Here is a 17,892-nt window from a genome sequence, read left to right on the forward strand (position 1 = left end):
CAGTCCGCTAGGAGTGGGGGGTAGAGGTCTCGACTTGAAGCTCGCGCAGGTGTCGCCGAGCCCAGGCAAAGTGGAGGAGATTGGCCCCGAGTTCCTGGGCCTCCCGCACCGTTTCGCGAGGGATATCGGGGGATTTAGACCCCCCCCAACCCGTGCCCAGATCGCCGATCGCCAGTACGACTGCCTCCCAGTTAAACAGCAGAATTAGCCCCCGATTCACCATTGGAAAACGGGAGAAGGTGAAGGGCCGGGAGCGCAGCGGGTGAGTGGAATCGATCTGGGCTCCCCCTGTCGGAATGGAGCTCCAATCGAGATCGAGCGTTTCTCTCAGGGTTTGGCGCAAATTTTGCAAGAGGCGATCGACCACCGGCTGATTCGCGAGCAGTTCTCCCTCTAAATCCTTGCGAATATCGTCATAGAGCCGATCCTCCCGCACGTCCTCGATCGCCTCTCGCAGGTGTTGTTGAACCAAAGCTAGCTCGTCAATGTGGGTTTGGCTGGCATCCATCGTGACGAGGAGGGTTGCTCCGTCAGTCAGGAGTTGGTTGAGGCTGCCGAGCTCGGAGCGAGACAGGGCAGATAACTGCCAGTAGTTGGCCATTAACAGGTCGATCTGCGGGCGATCGCCTCCATCCGCTGGCAAGCGCAGCAGGCCGAGATGCTGCCCCTGCAGATCGGGATAGACGCTGGGCAACGCCTGCAGCAGGGCATCCACGCCAGCGAGCTCGGAATCTATACTGTCTTCGGCGGGCGGCACTGCAGCTGCGCAATCTAAATGGGCAATGGTGAGGCTGGATTGCGATCGCGCGCCCAATTGGGGTCGAAAGCGAAAGTCGATGTTGTTGGCCAGGGGATGGAACGGATCGCGAGCATTCGCCAGGACAACGGGGTCGGGAGAGAGCAGAATGCGACAGACTTCGATTTCGTCGGGGTTCGGGGGTGTGGATTTCTCGTAGAGGCGAAAGTCCTCCTGCAGGCGATCGCCCACAAACCGTTCGGCCACTGCTGCGGGGTCGAAAAAGCTGATGACGAGATAAACCAACAGAGGACGCTCGGATTGAGCTCGGGAGACGAGGTAGTAGGGCTCTGGCTGAGGTACCACAACTGGGTTGCCCGCCGCATCAATCGCGATTCCGGGCTGTAGTTGCAGCCAGCGATCGCCTCGATATTCGCTCGGGGTGTTGGGGGGAGGGGCGATCGGATGCACCCCTAGTCCGTGCAGAATGCCGCCTCGGTGGAGGGCCTGATAGTGCAGGTTTTGACGGCGGCTGTGGTAAGAGTGGGCCAGTTGCCAGCCTTCTGCGTCCACGAGCAAGCCGTCGTAGATTTTGAGGCGCTCGAAGGGTTGAATGGGGGTGTGGGAAGGGGAGACAACCATAGCGAACGGGGGTCGGGGTTAAAGGGATAGCTTGAGGGCGAGACTTCAAGCAGTTGAGGGGGGAGGTCGGTCGGGGGCGATCGTCAGATCGTAGCTGCAGAAAGCCGGTTTTTCTTGCTCGATGATGGTCCGTACGAGGGCTTCGTCCACGACATCGGTGGGTCCCGGGCGCAGGATAACGGCAAAGTGAAAGGGACGTCCCCGCCCCAACAAGCTGTCTTCGCCCATATGGGCTTGGCCGAGCACCAGCCCTCGGGCAAAGCTTTCGCGGATCTCGATGCGGGGCGGACGGTTGGGGGGGAGCGTCTCGAGATCCTCCAGCGGCAAGCCAGTGTAGAGGTGGAGGTAATGACGCAACCCCCGCTGCGTCCCGCGCCAGCGATAAATCTCTACCGCTTGTCGAATGAGCCTGCGCCGCTGCGGCTCGCTCCAGCGCTGATTGTCGACCCAGCCCACCCAATAGGCTAAAAAGGGCAGGAATTTAGCCGGTGCCGTGAGCGGATCGAGGTGGGCCCACATCGCGTCCAGTGCCTGCACGTCTGGCTCGAATGCCTGCTCGGCGATCGCCAAGAAACGACCGATAAAGTCCACTTCGCGAAACAGACTGGGCAAAAAATCGAGATAGAGGCTGCGGGGACGAACATCTAAATCGAAGGCTGCATAGGCCCATTGGCGCTGGCCGCTATCGGGGTCTGCCGCCACCAGTTGCACCCGCACCTGATAGCGCAAGCGGCAGCGCTCTCCCTTTGCCATCGGCCCTTCAAAATAGTTAGCGGGCGGCGCAAAATAGAGGGAAATATTCAACAGTGGCGGTCGCTTGGGCAAATTGGCCCCCTCACTAACGGGAGCGCACCGATACCACTCTGGGGGAAAGTCTCCATCCACCCGGACGGATTCGAATTGCAGCAGGGTGTCCCCATCGCTGCCCGCCTGCAGCACCATCTCGCTGGTTTCCCCCGGATGGGCCAGCAAGCCGACGTGATGTTCGAGGTAAGTTCCCGTGGCGAGCTGAGTGCTGGGGGATTGGGCCTGCTGTTGCAACTGCTCGGCGGTTAACCCCACCGGCACTTGCATGGGGGTGAGCGTCAGTTCGATCGAACTGCTGGTGGAGGGGGTCTGAGCGCGATCGATCGCTTGCGTCATCGGCTTGCCCCCACCCCCGCGCCGATCGTGATGATGGAGTGGCTGGAATCTACACCGTCTCCCAGTTCAGTGGCCCAAGAACAGAGCAATTCCAGCGGTTCCACAGCAATGTAACCGTCCTGCGCCAGCGATCGCTGCCAGCGATCGCCCTGTTGGCGCAACTGATAGAGATAAACATTGCGAATAAACTGCACCCCCGGCACCGGCTGAATCACTGCCGTAATATCCGAGCGATATAGCGGCGTGCCGAACGGCCAGCCCTGGCCATCTTTCCCGCCGGTGAGGGGATTGAGGAAGCGGTAGAGGGCTTGCTGCACCTGCTGGTGAATCTCCTCCTCCGCATCGGCATACTGGTATTTCGGCTCCAGCCCCAGTTCCGCTTGCACCGAAACTCCGACGTAATTGGGAGACTCCAGTTGCACTTGCACCCCCAGCAAGCGGCGTTCGTCAAGATAATTCAGCAAGGTTTGCTTGAGAGTGGGGGTCATCGCGAGGCGATCGGGATGCAGTCCCACCCCGCGCTCGATGCCGTCGGTACTGGCCTGAGGCACCACCCACACCTGCACGATTCCCCCACTGTTTTGCAACTGCGGCGGGCAATAGGCTCGGGCCACCTGCCCCGCTCCCCCTCGCTCCGTCAGCACTTCGAAATCTTCGGGGGTAACGGCGCGATCGCGGGTGCGAAACATCGTCGGCACCTTAATCGCCGCATCTTCTAGCGATTGGGCATTGGCCCCGTAGCGGGCCTCGACATAATTGACAATTTCCCGCACGTAGGGCACTGCAGTTTTGAGCTGCACGATCGCCTTTGACGGCACATTGCCGCGAATCCCCCCCCCGGTTCGATAGGCCGCCATCACAATTTCGGCCCCGCGAGGCGGCACCTTGCCGTAATGCCGTTCTAACCGCTCGCGGGGGGCATCTGGAGGGAGGGGAAGGCGATCGCCCGACTGCATGCGACTGCGCTCGGCAGTTTGCTGCTGCAGGTGTTCGGGTTCTCGAATGAGCGGCCCGAACTGCACCTCCCCCGAGAGCGAATCAATTGTGTAATGGAGATCGTTCGGCCCCGATTCGGCAAAGTTCTCCACCTCCTGCCAGCGTTCGATCGAGCCTCCAGGTAGCTCCACCACAATGTATTCCCTTTCCTCGGGCCGACGGGGCAAGACGGGTCGGCTGGCCAGAGTGAAGACTTGCCCCGGTTTGCCATTGCTAACGCCCAACACTTCATCCCGCACCGTAAAGCATTGGGTCGCCCCAATCGTGCCGCCGATGGTTTGCGCCCCCAACCCCTGAATTTGCGGCGATTGCCGATACATGGGCTGTCCGTCCGAACTGTCTGTCACCGCTCGCACCCACCGGCCTCGATAGCCCGAAAACGTATCGACCGGCCACTGACGGGGCATGTGCAGAGTGGCCGCGCTGGTGACGACGGCATTGGGCTGCTGTTGGTTGCCCAGATCGTCGAAACTCAAGCCTTTGGTGGCATCGTCATTCAGCGATCGCAAGACGGGCTGCCAAGCTCGGCCATCCCAGGCTTCCCAGCGCAGTGGCGGTTGCTCGGGGTCGATTCCCGTGGCGGTACCCGCTTGTCCTTCAAAGATGAGCGAAATGACATTGCCCTCCAGCGGGGCAGACTCTTCAAACACTACGTAGAAGCAATGGCTCGGCTGGGGATACTCCCCAAACACCAGTTGCTCCAACCCGCGCCAGAGGCGATCTTCCGAGAGATTCGTCCAGCGGCCTGCTGCAAAACAGTCATAAAACTCGTCCGGGCGATCGAGGGCGGCGTTGGCCCGCAAAAAATGCTTGATGCTGGGGGTTGCGAGCTCTAAATCCTCGTCGGTGGAAAAGATGACGGCTTCGTCGTTTTCCGCCCGTACAGTGGCAACTTCTATACCGGCATTGAGGGTGCGCTGGCGGGGGAGCGAGGGGGACTGACCGAGGGACAAGTACACCGACAAATAAAAGGTCACATCCGTCTGGGCCGGGGCGGGGGGCTGCAAGCGAATGCCCAAAAGTTCGAGAAAGGCGACGTAATTGCGGCGGGGCACCTGATTGAAGCGCAGCAACATCTGGTCGGTGAGCCACGCAAACAGTTCGATTAAGGTCACCCCCGGATCGCTGGGGTTGAAGTTGGTCCATTCGGGGCAATAGCGCGGAATCCGCAACAGGCACTCGTCCAGCAAGTCCTGGTAAGTGCGATCGTCTAGATCGGATTTGGGCAATTGGGGAAGAAAGCTGCGATCCATAGGGATGGGGGGGTAGGGTTTGGTGCGCCGCTCAAACCTGTTCCGACTCGGGGACGAGATAGAAGGGATAGACCAAACTGCGGCGATCGTGGGTATTGATGGGGTGATAGGCGATGAGGATATCCATGCGCCCGGTTTGGGGGTTGGGGTTGACGATGCGGACTTCGTCGACGGCGATGCGGGGTTCCCAATGGGTCAGGGCTTGGCGGACGAAGAGGCGGGCTTGGCGGAGTGTGGTGGTATTCATGGGGGCGAAGAGTAATTCCCCCAAGCGACAGCCGAAGTTGGGGCGGTATTTCCGTTCCCCCAGGTTGGTGCGCAAAATCAGCAGGATCGACTCCCGCAAGTTTTGCTCGGAGGCGCTGAGTTGTAGTTTGCCTTGCACGCTCAACCGCAGTGGGTAGGCAAATCCTCGCCCGACGAGCGCATCCTGGTTGGTGTCTGGCATTCGAGATCTCTAGTCCGCGCTGGTGTCAGGCTAGCGGAGGGGGGCAGAGGTCTCTATTGGCCAAAGGTCGAACCTCGCGCTCCATTACAGAACTTGTAACGATCCCTGACTGAGGGCGCTAAAAGGAATAGGCTTTGTATGGAACGCTACTGAAAAGGTGTTATGAGGTTACAACGACGGATTTGGCGCTTGCTGGCATTTGCCCTCAGTCTGGCAGCCCTAGCGATCGCCGTTGTGGCCTGCAACCTCGGCTCGGATTCCCCAATTGTCTCGCCCACTCCTACTCCTTCCTCAGCACCGCTGCCGACCCTAGCAGTAGTGGCAGAACTACCCGAGCCCACCGTTCCCGACTGGATTGCCCAAATTAGTCCCACCGGATCGGCCGAACCCCTCGCGCAAATTCGGATGCGGTTCGAGCATCCGCTGATTCCGTTGGAACGGCTGGACAGCCCCGGCCAGCAGGACCTACTGGACAAATTCCAAGTGGAACCTGCCTTAGGGGGCCAGTTTCGGTTTTTGACCCCCCGTATGGTGGGCTTTCAAGCCGATCGCGCCCTGCCAAAAGCGACCCGCATTCAAGTCACCCTCAAAGCGGGCTTGGCGGATCTGGAGGGGAATGCTCTAGCGGAGGATCTGGCTTGGACCTTTCAGACAGAGGCGATCGAACTCTCGGGACTGCCCAGTTCCAGCTCTCCGATCGATTTAGAACCTCAGTTTGGCATGAGCTCCAATGTCGAACTCGATCTCGATTCCGTTCGCGATCGCCTCACCTTTGTCTCCGAAGCAGACGAACAACCTGTCGCGATCGCCATTACCCCCGTCGAGCAACCCCGCTTCACTACCCCCGCCGAGCAGTTTGACGCCTCTCAACAGAGCTGGCGCTACCGGCTCTCTCCCGACAGCCCCTTGCGCAAAGCCACCCGCTATCGCTTGCAATTTGCAGCAGGCATTATGCCCGCCTACGGCAACCTGCCCAGCCAGATGGAATTTGTCGGAACGGCAACCACTTACTCGCCGCTGGCCTTTGAAGAATTGAAGCTGATTGGTCTACCTTCTTCTAACGGGGCTTTCGGACGATTTGTCAACGGCAGCCCCCGACTGATCTTCAACAATCCCATTGAAGCTGAGTCGGCGATCGCCAACATTACCGTCAGCCCCGCCCCCAAACCCGACATCCCTTTGGTTAGCTCCGGCTGGCGCTATATCGAAATCAACCCTTATGCCTTAGATCCCAACATCTCCTACACCATCGAGATTGGCTCCGAACTCGCCGATACGTTTGGGCAAACCCTCGGTACCCCGATCGCGTTGGACTATCGCTCGGGCGATCTGGCCGCAGGCTTTTGGGCTCCCGAAGGCTTCAATATTTTCCCAGCAGACAACAACCTCCAACTGGACATCACCAGCGTCAATTTACCGGATGGAGAATTTCTCGCCGCTTACCAGCAGGTGAATCCGGTGGATTTGGCCTATGCCGACTCGGCTTTTCCGGGCCGAGAGGGAGAGGCCCTCCTGCCCCCCATTGCAGAGTGGTCCTCGGTGTCTGTGGCGAACCCCAGTAATGAAATGGAGGCTACAGCGGTGCCGCTGCGCGATCGCCTGGGGGGCAGAACTGGACTGTTGGCCTATGGGGTCAAAGCGCGAGTGAACGAGTACAAGCGTTATGACGGCCAACTGGATTGGTGGGAACCGGAATATTACGGCCTAGTGCAGCTCACCAATTTGGGGGTGCTGGCGCAGGTGCAGCCAGAATCGGCGATCGTACACGTCCATCACCTTTCGGACGGTTCCCCCGCCAGCGCGGCAATCGAAATTTACGAATCGCAGTTGGACAAAGCCTCCGAGGAACGCACGCCTAAATCCCAGCTAGAGCCCTGTGCCGTGGGCCGAGCCACGGACGGATTGTTACAATTGACCGCTGCGGAGTTGCAAACCTGCATGGCAGGGCAACCCTCGTTTGACAATCCGCCGCAACTGGTGGTGGTGGCTCGCGAGAATGACGATTGGGCCTTTACGCGGCTACGCCGCTATAGCGGCGCTTGGGGATATGGAATTTGGACCGGTTGGGATAGTGGCGAGCCCCGCTCGCGGGGGACGATTTTTAGCGATCGCCAACTGTACCAGCCGGGGGAAGAAGCGCAGTTTACGGCGGTGGCCTATTACTTAAAAGATGGCGAATTGGTGCGGGATGGGGGCCAAGAGTACGCGGTGGAATTGCGCCATCCCGATGGCAATACCGTTTCCCTCGGCAGCTTTACCACCAATGACTACGGCACCTTCTCCGTACCCTTCCAGTTCGATCGCCGCCAGCCGCTGGGCTTCTACTCGATTGAAGCGGAAGCCAGCAGTGGCGCATCTATATCCGGCAGTTTTCGGCTGGCGGAATTCAAACCCCCCAATTTCAAAGTGGATTTGGCCTTGAGTCGAGAGATGGCGTTTCCAGGAGATGCAGTAGAAGCGTCTGTGCAGAGCAATTATCTGTTTGGCGCGCCCGTGGATGGCGGTCGGGTGGAGTATTTAGTCAAGCGGCAGCGGGCCTTTTTTGTACCGGAAGGCTGGGGGAGATTCAGCTTCGGTCGCGCTTGGTACTGGCCGGAAGAGACTCCTACTGTGCCTGGAGACGTGTTGCAGGAGGAAGCCCAACTGGATGCGGCGGGCGAGGGTATGCAGTCGGTGACGGTGGCGGACGATCTGCCCTATCCCATGACTTACCGTTTTGACGCCCAGGTGTCCGATGTCTCCAATCTGTCGGTGGCGGGCTCGCAATCTTTTGTGGCCTTACCGAGCGATCGCTTGATTGGTTTGAAGGGCGACTTTATCGGCAAGGCGGAGGAACCGTTTGCCGTGGAGGTGATTGCCACTGACGAGACCGGCGAAGTGCTGAGGAATCAAGCCATTCATCTAGAGCTGCAGCGGATTGAATATCGCACCGTCACTCAAACGATTGAAGGCAGCGAGGTAGCTCGCAATCAGGCGGAGTTTATCACAGTAGACGAAGTTAACATTCGCTCGGCAAAGGCAGCGGTCACAGCAGAATTAACCCCGACCGAGTCGGGCACCTATCGCATTCGGGCCAACTTCCGCAATGCCCAGAGCGATGTCACGGCGACGGATCTGCGCATTTGGGTGACGGGGGGCGAACCGGTGTTTTGGGGCGATCGCGGCGATCGCTTATCCATTCGGCTCGATAAAGGCAAATACGAAATTGGCGACATAGCTACGGCTCTAATTGAGTCTCCTTATACCGAGGCAGATCTCTACTTTGCCGTCATTCGTCACGACACCCTCTACAGCACCCAGATGACTGTGGAAGGGGGTGCGCCGCAGGTGCAGTTTACAGTGACCGCCGACATGCTGCCCAACGCGGCAGTGGAAGCGATTCTAGTGCGTCAGGGAGAGCCCCTGTCCGAGTTGGAGCCCGAGAGTATTGATGGCCTCAGTCGAGTGGGCTTTGTCCCCTTCAGTGTCGATCTGAGCGATCGCTATTTAGATGTGGAGGTCACCCCCGAGCAGGAGTCCGTCTTGCCTGGAGGCGAACAGACCGTCAAGCTCGCGGCCAAGGATGCCGAGGGCAATCCCGTCGAGGCGCAGTTCACCGTCATGGCGGTGAACGAGGCGATTCTGCAACTGAATGGCTACCGTCCGCCGGATCTTGTGGCAACCGTGTTTGCCCAACAGCCCATCTCCACCCGCTTTGCCGACAACCGCCCGGATGTGGTGCTGGAATCTCCCGAAGCAGAGATCGCTAAAGGATGGGGGTTTGGCGGCGGTCTGTCGGCAGGGGGAGGCAGTACCCGCGTGCGGACCGATTTTCGACCGCTGGCCTATTACAATGGCTCGGTCTTGACGGATGAGAATGGCGAGGCAGCAGTGACGTTTGCGCTGCCGGACGATCTCACCACTTGGCGGGTGATGGTGGTGGCGGCTACGCAAGCCATGCAGTTTGGTAGCGGCGATAGTAGCTTTATCGCGACACAGCCGTTGCTGACCAACCCCATCCTGCCGCAGTTTGCGCGTTTGGGGGACGAGTTTGAAATTGGCGTTGCTACCACCAACACAACGGAGGCAACCGGCACCTATCAGGTTCGCGGTCAGTTGGAGGGAGATGTCGATTCCCTACCGCTGAAATTTGCAGAGAGCCCGGATGGCATGGCGATCGAGAGGGATGTGCGGGCGCAGTCCGGCACCCAAGGGTTCCGCTTCCCCGTCAGAGCAGAAGCCGTCGGCACCGCCACCATCCAATTCGAAACGCAACTGGGCGATGTGGCCGATGCCTTTAAAGTGCCGCTAGAAGTGCGGGTATTGAATGTGACCGAGCAGGTGGTGGAAACAGGGGTGGCGGACGATCGCGTCGAAATCCCCATCCATGTTGACGACACCGTTTTGCCCAATATGGGCGGTTTGGAACTCAACCTTGCCAGCACGCTCTTGCCCCCCGTGGTGGCCGCCATGGAACCTCTTCTGCCCGAAGACTGGCTGCACTTTTTAGAGCCCGCCGCCAGTCGCTTGGAGATCGCCGCCCAGATCGATCGCCTGCAGGAGAAATACGGAGCTGCGATTCCCGATTTCGATGCCGAGGCGATCGCCGCTGATGCCCTCGAAGTGCTAGCCGAACTGCAGCAGCCGGACGGCGGGTTTGCCTTTTGGCCCGGTCAGAATGGGTCGAGTTTCTACTACACCCCCTATGCCGCCCGCAGCATTGCCCGCGCCGCTGCGGCAGGGGTGGAGATTGACTCGCAATTGCGCGATCGCCTGACCGGCTATCTCAGTGCCCAACTGGCCGACCCTGGCGGTCGCGGGCGCTGCAGTTCCCGCTACTGTCGCAACCGCGTCCGCTTAGATTCCCTCTTGGCGCTGGCGGAATTGGGGGACGAGCGCACCAGCTACTTGAGCGAGTTGTATGACTGGCGCGATCGCTTCAATGTGGTGGAACGGATTCGCCTTGCCCGCTATCTCGATCGCTTCCCCGAATGGCAAGCGGAAGCCGAGGCAATGGCGGACCAGTTACAGGAGATTGTCTACGAAACGGGTCGAACGGCCACCATCAACCTGCCGCAGGGATGGCGCTGGCTCGACTCGAATAGCGCTGCTCAGTCGGAAATTCTGCAACTGTTTGTCAGCCAAAATCGCGATCTGGAAACCGTCGATCGCGCCCTCAAAGGTCTCCTTGCCTTGCGGCGAAGTGATGGCCTCTGGCGCAACCGCTATGACGATGCTGCTGCTCTGACTGGCTTGGTCAGTTACAGCGACATTGAACCCGTGCCGCCGCAGTTTACGGCGATCGCGCAGTTGGGCGATCGCACCTTGGCGGACGTCGAATTCTCTGGATACGACAACAGTAACCACACCGAGAAGGTGCCGATGGCCGATCTTCCCCAAGGTCAAAATAGCCTGACGCTGTCCAAAGATGGCGATGGCACCCTCCATTACCTCACCGCTTACAGCTATCGCCTCCCCGGCGACTTACCCGGTCAACTCAACGGCCTGCGAGTCACCCGCCAAATTCGTCCGGCCAACCAAGCAGAGGTGCTGCAAACCATTGGCCTCAACCCCCCAGAGGAGCCGCTGGCGGTTGCTGCCGGTCAAGTGTTCGATATTGGCCTCGAAATCATTGCGGATCGCCCTGTCACCCACATGGTTATCCGCGATCCTCTGCCTGCTGGCTTCGAGGCGGTAGACACCAGTTTCCAAACCTCTACCTCCTATTTCCAGGCGGGCCGAGACAGTTGGGAGATCGACCTCCAGACGATTCGCAAAGATAGCGTCACGGCTTATGCCGATTTCCTCAATGCGGGGGTTTATGAAATGCACTATCTGGTGCGATCGGTGACTCCCGGCAGGTTTATCTGGCCTGGGGCACAGGTGCATCTAGAATATGCGCCTGAGGAGTTTGGCCGCACGGCTTCTTCGAGCGTACAGGTGGATTAGTGGCTGTCAAAGGATGGGTGCAGTTATAAACTGCACCCACGTTGAAACCTGGAGTTTTATAAATCCAAGGGGCTACGGATTCCTCTTCCACCACGGTTAAGGACATGAGTATAAATCATGGTTGTCTTCACGTCTTTGTGTCCCAGTATTTCCTGAATGGTGCGAATGTCATAGCCATTTTGCAAGAGATGGGTGGCAAAACTATGGCGTAGGGTATGGCAGCTTACCTTCTTGGGGATTTGGGCTTGTCGAGCTGCTTTTTTCAAGAAGCCGTCATCTCGATGATGTCGTCTGATTTCGGGTCCGCACTCTGCCGCTTGGCAGGGAAAACATATTGCCAAATCCATTCCTTTTCGGCTTTGGGATAAACCGCATCCATTGAGACCTGGAGTTTTTAGGCATTGCACTCGGCCCCCTAAATCCCCCACCAGTGGGGGACTTGTGAGAGGCTATTGGCTTCGGTTCTACAACTTGAATGACCGCGATTCGCCGGTTCGTCTTCCCAGTCTCCAGACCCCAGCTAGTACTGTCGTCAAGTCCCCCAGAATGGGGGATTGAGGGGGCGAATGCAGCGATTGACAGCGCTAGTGAGAGGGACTAATCGATGTCTCATCAAAACTACGGGTTTCAGACTAGACTCGGTTTAGTGATGCGATCTCGATTCCTCTTGGCATCCCGCACAATAATTTGAGATTGGCCAAAATCGATATCTTTGACCCGCAGGCGTAGTCCCTCTTTGACTCGCATTCCCGAGCCGTATAGCAGCTTGGCCAGTAGCTGATGAGTGCCCTCCAAACATTGCAACAAGCGTTGAACTTCGTCTACTGTCAAAACCGTCGGCAAATGCTTGGATTGCTTTGCTCTGACTGCTTCAATGGATTCTGCAAGGGGCTGCTTCAGGACATATCGATAGAGGAAGAATAAGGCACTGAGGGCTTGATTTTGGGTAGAGGCTGCCACTTTTCCTTGTACTGCCAAGTGGGTTAGGAAGGCTTCTACCTCAGCTTCTCCCATCTCACTGGGATGACGTTTATTGTGGAAGGGAATAAAGCGGCGGATCCATTGAACGTAACTTTCTTCGGTGCGATAGGCATAGTGCTTGGTGCGCAGTGCATCTCGCACGCGATCGAGCAGTTTTCTGGGCTTGGTTGATTCATCTATGGTGGGCCGCATAAGATCCCGTTTTCAGTGTGTACCAGTGCAGATGCAGCCTAAGCACCTTTTGATTTAGAGCATCAAAGTGACTAGAATGCTTGTATGTCAATGGCTACAACCATTTTCGCCCTTGTTTCTATACCGACACTTTGCCCAATCTTGGCACTTGAATATCTGAATGCTATTCTTCTCGTATCCTGGCTCGGCGAAGACTGTAATGGCTTAACGTCCAGAATAAGGTCTGCGTCTTAGCCTGCAAGTCGAGCTCTAAGTATAGTTAGGTTTCTGCTGTCCTTAAGTTCTCCTGGTACAATTGGGAGGTGCTAACCTGCGATCGCCCTAATTGGTCTAGCTATTGCAAGTCGGCCATCAAACCTAACCCTTCACCGCAGCGGATGCTTGGCTAAACTATCGCTCTTCTTTGGGGGATTATCTGGCACCGCTAACCTCAAGGCCGTTAGGTTTCTGCTGTCCTTAAGATTTGTGGGTAAAATTGGGAGGTGCTAGCCTACGATCGCCCTAATGGGTTTAGCTACCGCAAGTTGGCCATCAAACCTAACCACTCGCCGCAGCGGATGCTTGGCAAAACTATTGCTCTTCGTTGAGAGTTGATCTAGCACCGCTAACCTCAAGGCCGTTAGCCAAGGAAAACTGATGAACACCATTCTGGCAAAGTATAAATTTGATGGAATTTGGCATTTTACTGACAGATCCAACCTCGCATTGATTCAAGAACATCATGGGCTGTTGTCTCTCGGAGAGGCAAGAAGGCGCGGTGTCGCGATCCCCGTGCCTGGTGGTAACGAATGGAGCCATGACGCAGATAAATTGAAAGGAGTTGATGAGTACGTACATTTGGCGTTTGTGGACGACCACCCAATGCTTTTCCGTGCAAAGCAGGAGGGACGAATACCTGATCCAGTTTGGCTGAAGATCAAATCCTCTATACTTCTTGAGGAAGGCGTGAGGTACTGTTCTGATGTTTCAAACAAATCTGGCGTTCCAATACTGAATGCCTATGAAGCAAAAGATCAAATCGATTTTGATGTCTTATTTACATACATGGATTGGAGGGATCCGGATATTCAGGCCAGGCGACAGGCTGCGATAAAATCAGAAATACTTATTCCCATTTTTATCCCTATCGAACAAATATTAGGCCTCAAGAATGGCTAAGCGTCCAGTATTCATCCCCTTGGCAAAATCAGATCACCTAGTCAAAGAGGTGCTCGTCGATTTTGAATGGAGTCCCGGTTTCGCCCCTATTCAAAAGAAAAAAAATGTTGCCGCATTACATGCGGCAGCCGAAAGGAGGAACTTGTCGCCACTGCTCGAAATCTCCACGAAATCTGAAGAATTGTTGGGCCAACGTTTAAGTGCTTTCAGCTTGAAGGTAGAAACAGATATAGGCGAAATCAGCTTGGAAGCTGCGTTTCAGGGAAGTAAGGTGTTCCAAAAAGGAGGGCCTTTTACGGACATCTATGGAAGAGATGCAAGAGGAGCAAAGAAAGATCCGCGCATAAAAGAATCAGGCCGCCTTATCGGATTCAATTATTTCGGCCAAGAGTGGCCGTTAGTGCCTAAAACGGCATTCTATGATTGGTTATATCTTTCCGCGTTGAGTCCTCATAAAGAATATCTCAAAAAATTGTTTGCCTATAAAGGCTTTACAGATATTGAATTTAACCCTAATAAATCCATAAATTGCCAAGCCCGAACATGCGCATTACTAGTCTCATTACTGAAACTAGAAGCTCTAGATGATGCACTTCGGTCTCAGAAAGATTTTATTGATATGGTTTCATCAGATTCGTTTAAGAAAGAACATTCTGCTGAACTGCGCCAGGGAAATCTTGGCCTATGAATGGCTAACAATCGCATGCACACGGACAACAAAAAGCAGAGCGACGAAGGAGCGGCGCTTTTTGTTGCCGGTGATGCGGGGCGTTGGCTGGGCGAGGCGAGCGAGGTAGGGAATCTCCCGAACACGGAGCGGAAACGATGAGGCCTTGGAAGTGAGCGACACCATCACCGCATACATCGCCTGGGTCTTCCGGCCCTTTTTCGCGTGGTGGTGGACCGCGTTCACGGGTGTCGCGTCGTTGATCGCCTTCGTATGGACGCCGGTAGATGTGGCCATGTCGAGCACCACCGTGCTGCTCCTGACCTTTACCACAAGCGCCCTCCTGTTCCTCACGATCTCCGTCTTGACGCAGGGTTGGAAGCTCTACGCTGAACGTGAACGAGCGTTCGACGTCGTGTCTTTCCAGAAGGCATCCGTGCCTGAGCAAGGAGGTAAGTGGGTCGTGCAGCTACGGGAGCCGAGAATCGACACGGGGTCCGTTTTATAGGTGGATCGGCGCCTCTCTGATGGCCATGAAACACCATTTGCGCTGGTACGAATCACGGGACGAAATGCCGAGGGGATTCATCAGGCCGTGCCCCTGTGGTTGTCTTCTGGAGGACTCAACGATTTCAATAAGCGATCCTCTTCGGTGCTGTCATTCCGTGTCTCTCGGATTCCGACGTTTGACTGTGTCGAAAGGGCTATCCGGGAGGCCGGGAATGGATAAGGAAAGAACCAGAGCCTTCGTGAGCTACAGCCACGCTGACGCCGATGTCGCCCAGCGATTCGTTGATTCACTTGATGCGAAGGTGGAGGGTGTCTGGTGGGATCGGTGGGACCTTGAGCCCGGTGACTCCATCATTCGCAAGGTGTTCGAATCAGGTCTCAAGGGTGCGAGCCACTTCATAATTCTCCTGTCTCGAGAGAGCGTACGGTCATCCTGGGTTCGGGAGGAACTAGACGCTGCGACAGTCAACAAGATCAATGGGCTCACTCGTATTATTCCGGCCGTGATCGACGACACCGAAATCCCAGTGTCCCTCCGAGCCATTCTGTGGGTCGACCTGCGCTCCGACTTCGAGGCGGGCGTTCAACGTATCGCCAACGTTATCAACGGCGTTTCTACGCGGCCTTCAACGCCGAGCACTGCACCTAGTCTGCCGCAGTCGGTAGGTGGCCTCTCTTCTGCCGCCACGATGGTTGGAGACTACGTGCTACGAGCCAGAGATCATAGTACGGGCCTGCAAGCTTCCGTGGAGCAGCACGAGTTACGTCGAGAGCTTGCCCTCGATCCGGATGCGTTGAACGACGCGGTTGACGAACTGAGAGAACACGGCCTTGTGCGGGTTATGCGAGCACTTGGGACAAGCTTCGTGCAGGTGGAGCCGACGTACGTGCTCTTCCGGGAGTTTTGCAACCATCTGGATTACGATCCCGACGATGACGTCCACCGAGTGGCGGCGGCAGTAGCATCGTCAGATCGTGACTGCAGAGGCAGTGAACTCGCAAAGGAGACTGGATTGTCACCCGGGCGGGTTAGTCGTGCCGTGGAGTACCTCGATGACTCTGGGCTAGCGACCGTCCATAGGGTAATCGGCACGCGACCGTTCACCTTCGGGAGCGTCACTCCGACGTTTCGGACCAGGCAGTATGTTGATCGTGACTGAGCCAGCCAACAACAGACACATTGAAGATAAATTATGGATTCAGCCGACAAGCCTTCAGATGCATAACGACATTCCTACAGTATGTTAAGACTGAAGCTATGTTCCTAGCGTTATGAAAAGGCGCAATAGCCAATTTAACCCCAAACGCAGAATGCTGAAGGTTGAAGAATGTGATTTCAAATGCCTTGCTACCCTTGCATCTCAGGCTAAGTATGGTGGAAATCCTGAACATAAGAGGAATCCAGGTGATTTCAGCCTGACACCTCCTAGTAGACCTAGACCAGGCAAATCTCTCTGTGACTCTGTTAAGGTTTTTACCAAGCAGGAAGCTCTAGGGTTGTTAAAGAAAGGCATTGAAAACGGACTAGTCAGCGATCGCTTTGAAGGACAATGGCCCAAGAACGTTTGGTCGGTCATGGAGGATGAGACTCCGCTCGAAGCGCAGCTTGAGTCAGCCGAGCAGGGAGCATACCATGGTTATCCCATGCAAACTGAGGATCCATTTTGTGAAGAGGTGATTAAGCAATGGAGGATTCGGAGTGAACTCGCTAAGTCTCAATTTTGACTGGCTTACCAGCGGAAATGATTCGCCCGAGGTCCGACAGACGATGGGAATGTTTGGGCTGAAGGTGGGAGATATCAGTCTTACGAGAAATGAAGACACTTGGTCTCAAACAACCCGCGGCAGTGTTCTTGTTTCCGCTTATCCTCTTGCTGCATGGATGGTGTCCTCGTGGTGGCGGTTACTTTACGAGCCTCTTCCTTCAACGGGTACTAAGCCCTCAGTGAGTTGGAGAATAGCTCATGAGCTTACAGCAGCAAATCAAGGATTTATTTGGCCGAGGATAATATTAGCCTCAGATACTGAGTTAATGCAGATATGGTCAACTGCATCTAACGCTGCTGACCAACAATCAGTTAGATACATTAACAGTTTTAACCGGCCATTCTCAGTGAATCTGCTTGAATTTGAGCAAACAGCTAAGACTTTTATTGAATCTGTCTTATCTCGACTTAACGCAACAGGGATTGCAAACACTCCACTAGCTGGTCTTTGGCAAGAAGTTCAGGAAGAACTTGCCGATCCGTATGCAAATCAGTATCGTCGTCGTGAAGCTGAATTGGGTTTCGATCCTGATGATTGTTCTGAAGACCTTGTGAGAGATGCCCTGAATCTTGCTGAGCAGATGGGGGACAAAACATTTTCAGAGATAGCTCCTGCTTACAGTGAAGACATATCAGAAGCAAAACCACTCAGTACAAAAATTGCCGAACTGACCCAAGAACCAGGACTTGATGGAAATCCTGAAGCTTCTATTGACTATTCCGTTTCACAAGAATTTTCAAAAGCACCTTGGCAAAAGGCAAATGAAGTAGCATCTCGTCTACACGATGAGATTGATGTTGGAGAAAAACCAGTTGCTGACGATCAACTCTATGACTTGCTTGGTATACAAAAAGCTGAATATGAAGCGTTTGATCCTCCACGTCAACGACGCATCTCGATTGCAGTTCCATCAGAGCAAACTAGGTTCAAATTTCACACTAGAAAAAGGCACCCGATTGCAAAAAGGTTTGAACTAGCCAGGTTCATTGGTGACTACTTACTCTATGAAAATTGTGGAAACTCATGGCTTGCGAACACAGATCTAAGAACATCAAGGCAGAAGTATCAACGTGCTTTTGCAGCAGAATTTCTTTGCCCTCTCAACAGCTTACAGGCTTACTTAGACAATGATTATTCAGAGTCTGCTATGGAAGATGCAGCTGAGCACTTTCAGGTAAGTTCACAGACTATTGAGTCAATCCTTACAAATAATGGATTGATTCCTTCTCCTCAGTCAGCTAGTTACCTAGAAGCTAGTCTTCCCTATTAGTTCATTGAGTCTAGCGGGTAAAGAGCTTCGTCTACTAGAAAATTGCTCTAACACTGCGTTGGTGCGGACGAAACAGAGGTTATCGGTGGGTATTCAAGCTTATCTGCCGCCGCACAACTTTACCGTTAGCTAGCTCCATTTCTGGCTTGAGACATGCAGAAAGGTTACTTATTGTTGTCTGAGTGTAGTCGCTCTTGTAAT

At 55.4% G+C, this 17,892-nt stretch carries 13 protein-coding genes; 6 read left to right on the forward strand and 7 right to left on the reverse strand.

Going from position 1 to position 17,892, the window contains the following annotated elements; genetic code table 11:
• Nucleotides 1–7: 7 nt before the first annotated feature.
• From SYN7336_RS27980 to SYN7336_RS12275, 4 genes are read right to left on the reverse strand one after another with little or no spacing between them, the layout of a single operon-like run.
• Nucleotides 8–1,378 carry a hypothetical protein gene (locus tag SYN7336_RS27980; protein ID WP_017326240.1) on the reverse strand — a complete coding sequence of 457 codons (1,371 nt, stop codon included), beginning with the start codon at nucleotides 1,376–1,378 and terminating at the stop codon, nucleotides 8–10.
• 45 nt (nucleotides 1,379–1,423) lie between these two features.
• Nucleotides 1,424–2,521: a phage tail protein gene (locus tag SYN7336_RS12265; protein WP_017326241.1), complete on the reverse strand. Its 1,098-nt coding sequence runs from the start codon at nucleotides 2,519–2,521 to the stop codon at nucleotides 1,424–1,426.
• Nucleotides 2,518–4,770: a putative baseplate assembly protein gene (locus tag SYN7336_RS12270; protein ID WP_017326242.1), complete on the reverse strand. Its 2,253-nt coding sequence runs from the start codon at nucleotides 4,768–4,770 to the stop codon at nucleotides 2,518–2,520. Before SYN7336_RS12270 ends, SYN7336_RS12265 begins: the two co-directional genes overlap by 4 nt.
• Before the next feature lie 31 nt (nucleotides 4,771–4,801).
• Nucleotides 4,802–5,218, reverse strand: coding sequence for a GPW/gp25 family protein (locus SYN7336_RS12275; protein WP_017326243.1), 417 nt, complete (start codon nucleotides 5,216–5,218; stop codon nucleotides 4,802–4,804).
• Nucleotides 5,219–5,380: 162 nt separating this feature from the next.
• Here SYN7336_RS12275 and SYN7336_RS12280 point away from each other — a divergent pair, with 162 nt between their 5' ends.
• A complete protein-coding gene (locus tag SYN7336_RS12280) occupies nucleotides 5,381–11,146 on the forward strand; it encodes an Ig-like domain-containing protein (protein ID WP_017326244.1) in 5,766 nt (1,921 codons plus the stop codon).
• Nucleotides 11,147–11,202: 56 nt separating this feature from the next.
• Here the strand turns inward: SYN7336_RS12280 and SYN7336_RS28875 are convergent, their stop codons facing one another.
• Complete coding sequence (locus SYN7336_RS28875; RefSeq protein ID WP_071590774.1) at nucleotides 11,203–11,412, reverse strand: tyrosine-type recombinase/integrase; 210 nt, start codon at nucleotides 11,410–11,412, stop codon at nucleotides 11,203–11,205.
• Between the two features lie 361 nt (nucleotides 11,413–11,773).
• Complete coding sequence (locus SYN7336_RS25655) at nucleotides 11,774–12,319, reverse strand: phage integrase N-terminal SAM-like domain-containing protein (RefSeq protein WP_017326245.1); 546 nt, start codon at nucleotides 12,317–12,319, stop codon at nucleotides 11,774–11,776.
• A 636-nt stretch (nucleotides 12,320–12,955) separates the two neighbouring features.
• Here SYN7336_RS25655 and SYN7336_RS12290 point away from each other — a divergent pair.
• Together SYN7336_RS12290 and SYN7336_RS12295 are read left to right on the forward strand one after the other, a co-directional pair.
• A complete protein-coding gene (locus SYN7336_RS12290) occupies nucleotides 12,956–13,477 on the forward strand; it encodes a DarT ssDNA thymidine ADP-ribosyltransferase family protein (protein WP_017326246.1) in 522 nt (173 codons plus the stop codon).
• The gene (locus SYN7336_RS12295; RefSeq protein WP_017326247.1) at nucleotides 13,470–14,165 is read left to right on the forward strand and encodes a hypothetical protein; all 696 of its coding nucleotides are present in this window, start codon (nucleotides 13,470–13,472) and stop codon (nucleotides 14,163–14,165) included. The genes SYN7336_RS12290 and SYN7336_RS12295 overlap by 8 nt, the downstream gene beginning before the upstream one ends.
• Here SYN7336_RS12295 and SYN7336_RS25660 read toward each other — a convergent pair.
• A complete protein-coding gene (locus SYN7336_RS25660) occupies nucleotides 14,160–14,453 on the reverse strand; it encodes a hypothetical protein (RefSeq protein ID WP_156820131.1) in 294 nt (97 codons plus the stop codon). The two genes, SYN7336_RS12295 and SYN7336_RS25660, sit on opposite strands and share 6 nt — an antisense overlap.
• A 413-nt stretch (nucleotides 14,454–14,866) precedes the next feature.
• Between SYN7336_RS25660 and SYN7336_RS27985 the strand changes: the two genes are divergently transcribed.
• The 3 genes from SYN7336_RS27985 (at nucleotide 14,867) to SYN7336_RS12320 (ending at nucleotide 17,691) form a co-directional block, all read left to right on the forward strand.
• Nucleotides 14,867–15,814 carry a toll/interleukin-1 receptor domain-containing protein gene (locus SYN7336_RS27985; protein ID WP_017326250.1) on the forward strand — a complete coding sequence of 316 codons (948 nt, stop codon included), beginning with the start codon at nucleotides 14,867–14,869 and terminating at the stop codon, nucleotides 15,812–15,814.
• Nucleotides 15,815–15,965: 151 nt separating this feature from the next.
• A complete protein-coding gene (locus SYN7336_RS12315) occupies nucleotides 15,966–16,379 on the forward strand; it encodes a hypothetical protein (RefSeq protein WP_017326251.1) in 414 nt (137 codons plus the stop codon).
• Between the two features lie 43 nt (nucleotides 16,380–16,422).
• Complete coding sequence (locus SYN7336_RS12320; RefSeq protein WP_227498497.1) at nucleotides 16,423–17,691, forward strand: ImmA/IrrE family metallo-endopeptidase; 1,269 nt, start codon at nucleotides 16,423–16,425, stop codon at nucleotides 17,689–17,691.
• Nucleotides 17,692–17,892: the final 201 nt, after the last annotated feature.

The organism is Synechococcus sp. PCC 7336 (assembly GCF_000332275.1).
Taxonomy (GTDB): Bacteria; Cyanobacteriota; Cyanobacteriia; order Thermostichales; family PCC-7336; genus PCC-7336.

What these genes read in the sequence shown, in the direction of transcription:
- SYN7336_RS27980 (WP_017326240.1), bottom strand. Translation starts at nt 1,378, where the DNA reads ATGGTTGTCTCCCCTTCCCACACCCCCATTCAACCCTTCGAGCGCCTC.
- SYN7336_RS12265 (WP_017326241.1), bottom strand. Translation starts at nt 2,521, where the DNA reads ATGACGCAAGCGATCGATCGCGCTCAGACCCCCTCCACCAGCAGTTCG.
- SYN7336_RS12270 (WP_017326242.1), bottom strand. Translation starts at nt 4,770, where the DNA reads ATGGATCGCAGCTTTCTTCCCCAATTGCCCAAATCCGATCTAGACGAT.
- SYN7336_RS12275 (WP_017326243.1), bottom strand. Translation starts at nt 5,218, where the DNA reads ATGCCAGACACCAACCAGGATGCGCTCGTCGGGCGAGGATTTGCCTAC.
- SYN7336_RS12280 (WP_017326244.1), top strand. Translation starts at nt 5,381, where the DNA reads ATGAGGTTACAACGACGGATTTGGCGCTTGCTGGCATTTGCCCTCAGT.
- SYN7336_RS25655 (WP_017326245.1), bottom strand. Translation starts at nt 12,319, where the DNA reads ATGCGGCCCACCATAGATGAATCAACCAAGCCCAGAAAACTGCTCGAT.
- SYN7336_RS12290 (WP_017326246.1), top strand. Translation starts at nt 12,956, where the DNA reads ATGAACACCATTCTGGCAAAGTATAAATTTGATGGAATTTGGCATTTT.
- SYN7336_RS12295 (WP_017326247.1), top strand. Translation starts at nt 13,470, where the DNA reads ATGGCTAAGCGTCCAGTATTCATCCCCTTGGCAAAATCAGATCACCTA.
- SYN7336_RS27985 (WP_017326250.1), top strand. Translation starts at nt 14,867, where the DNA reads ATGGATAAGGAAAGAACCAGAGCCTTCGTGAGCTACAGCCACGCTGAC.
- SYN7336_RS12315 (WP_017326251.1), top strand. Translation starts at nt 15,966, where the DNA reads ATGCTGAAGGTTGAAGAATGTGATTTCAAATGCCTTGCTACCCTTGCA.
- SYN7336_RS12320 (WP_227498497.1), top strand. Translation starts at nt 16,423, where the DNA reads ATGGGAATGTTTGGGCTGAAGGTGGGAGATATCAGTCTTACGAGAAAT.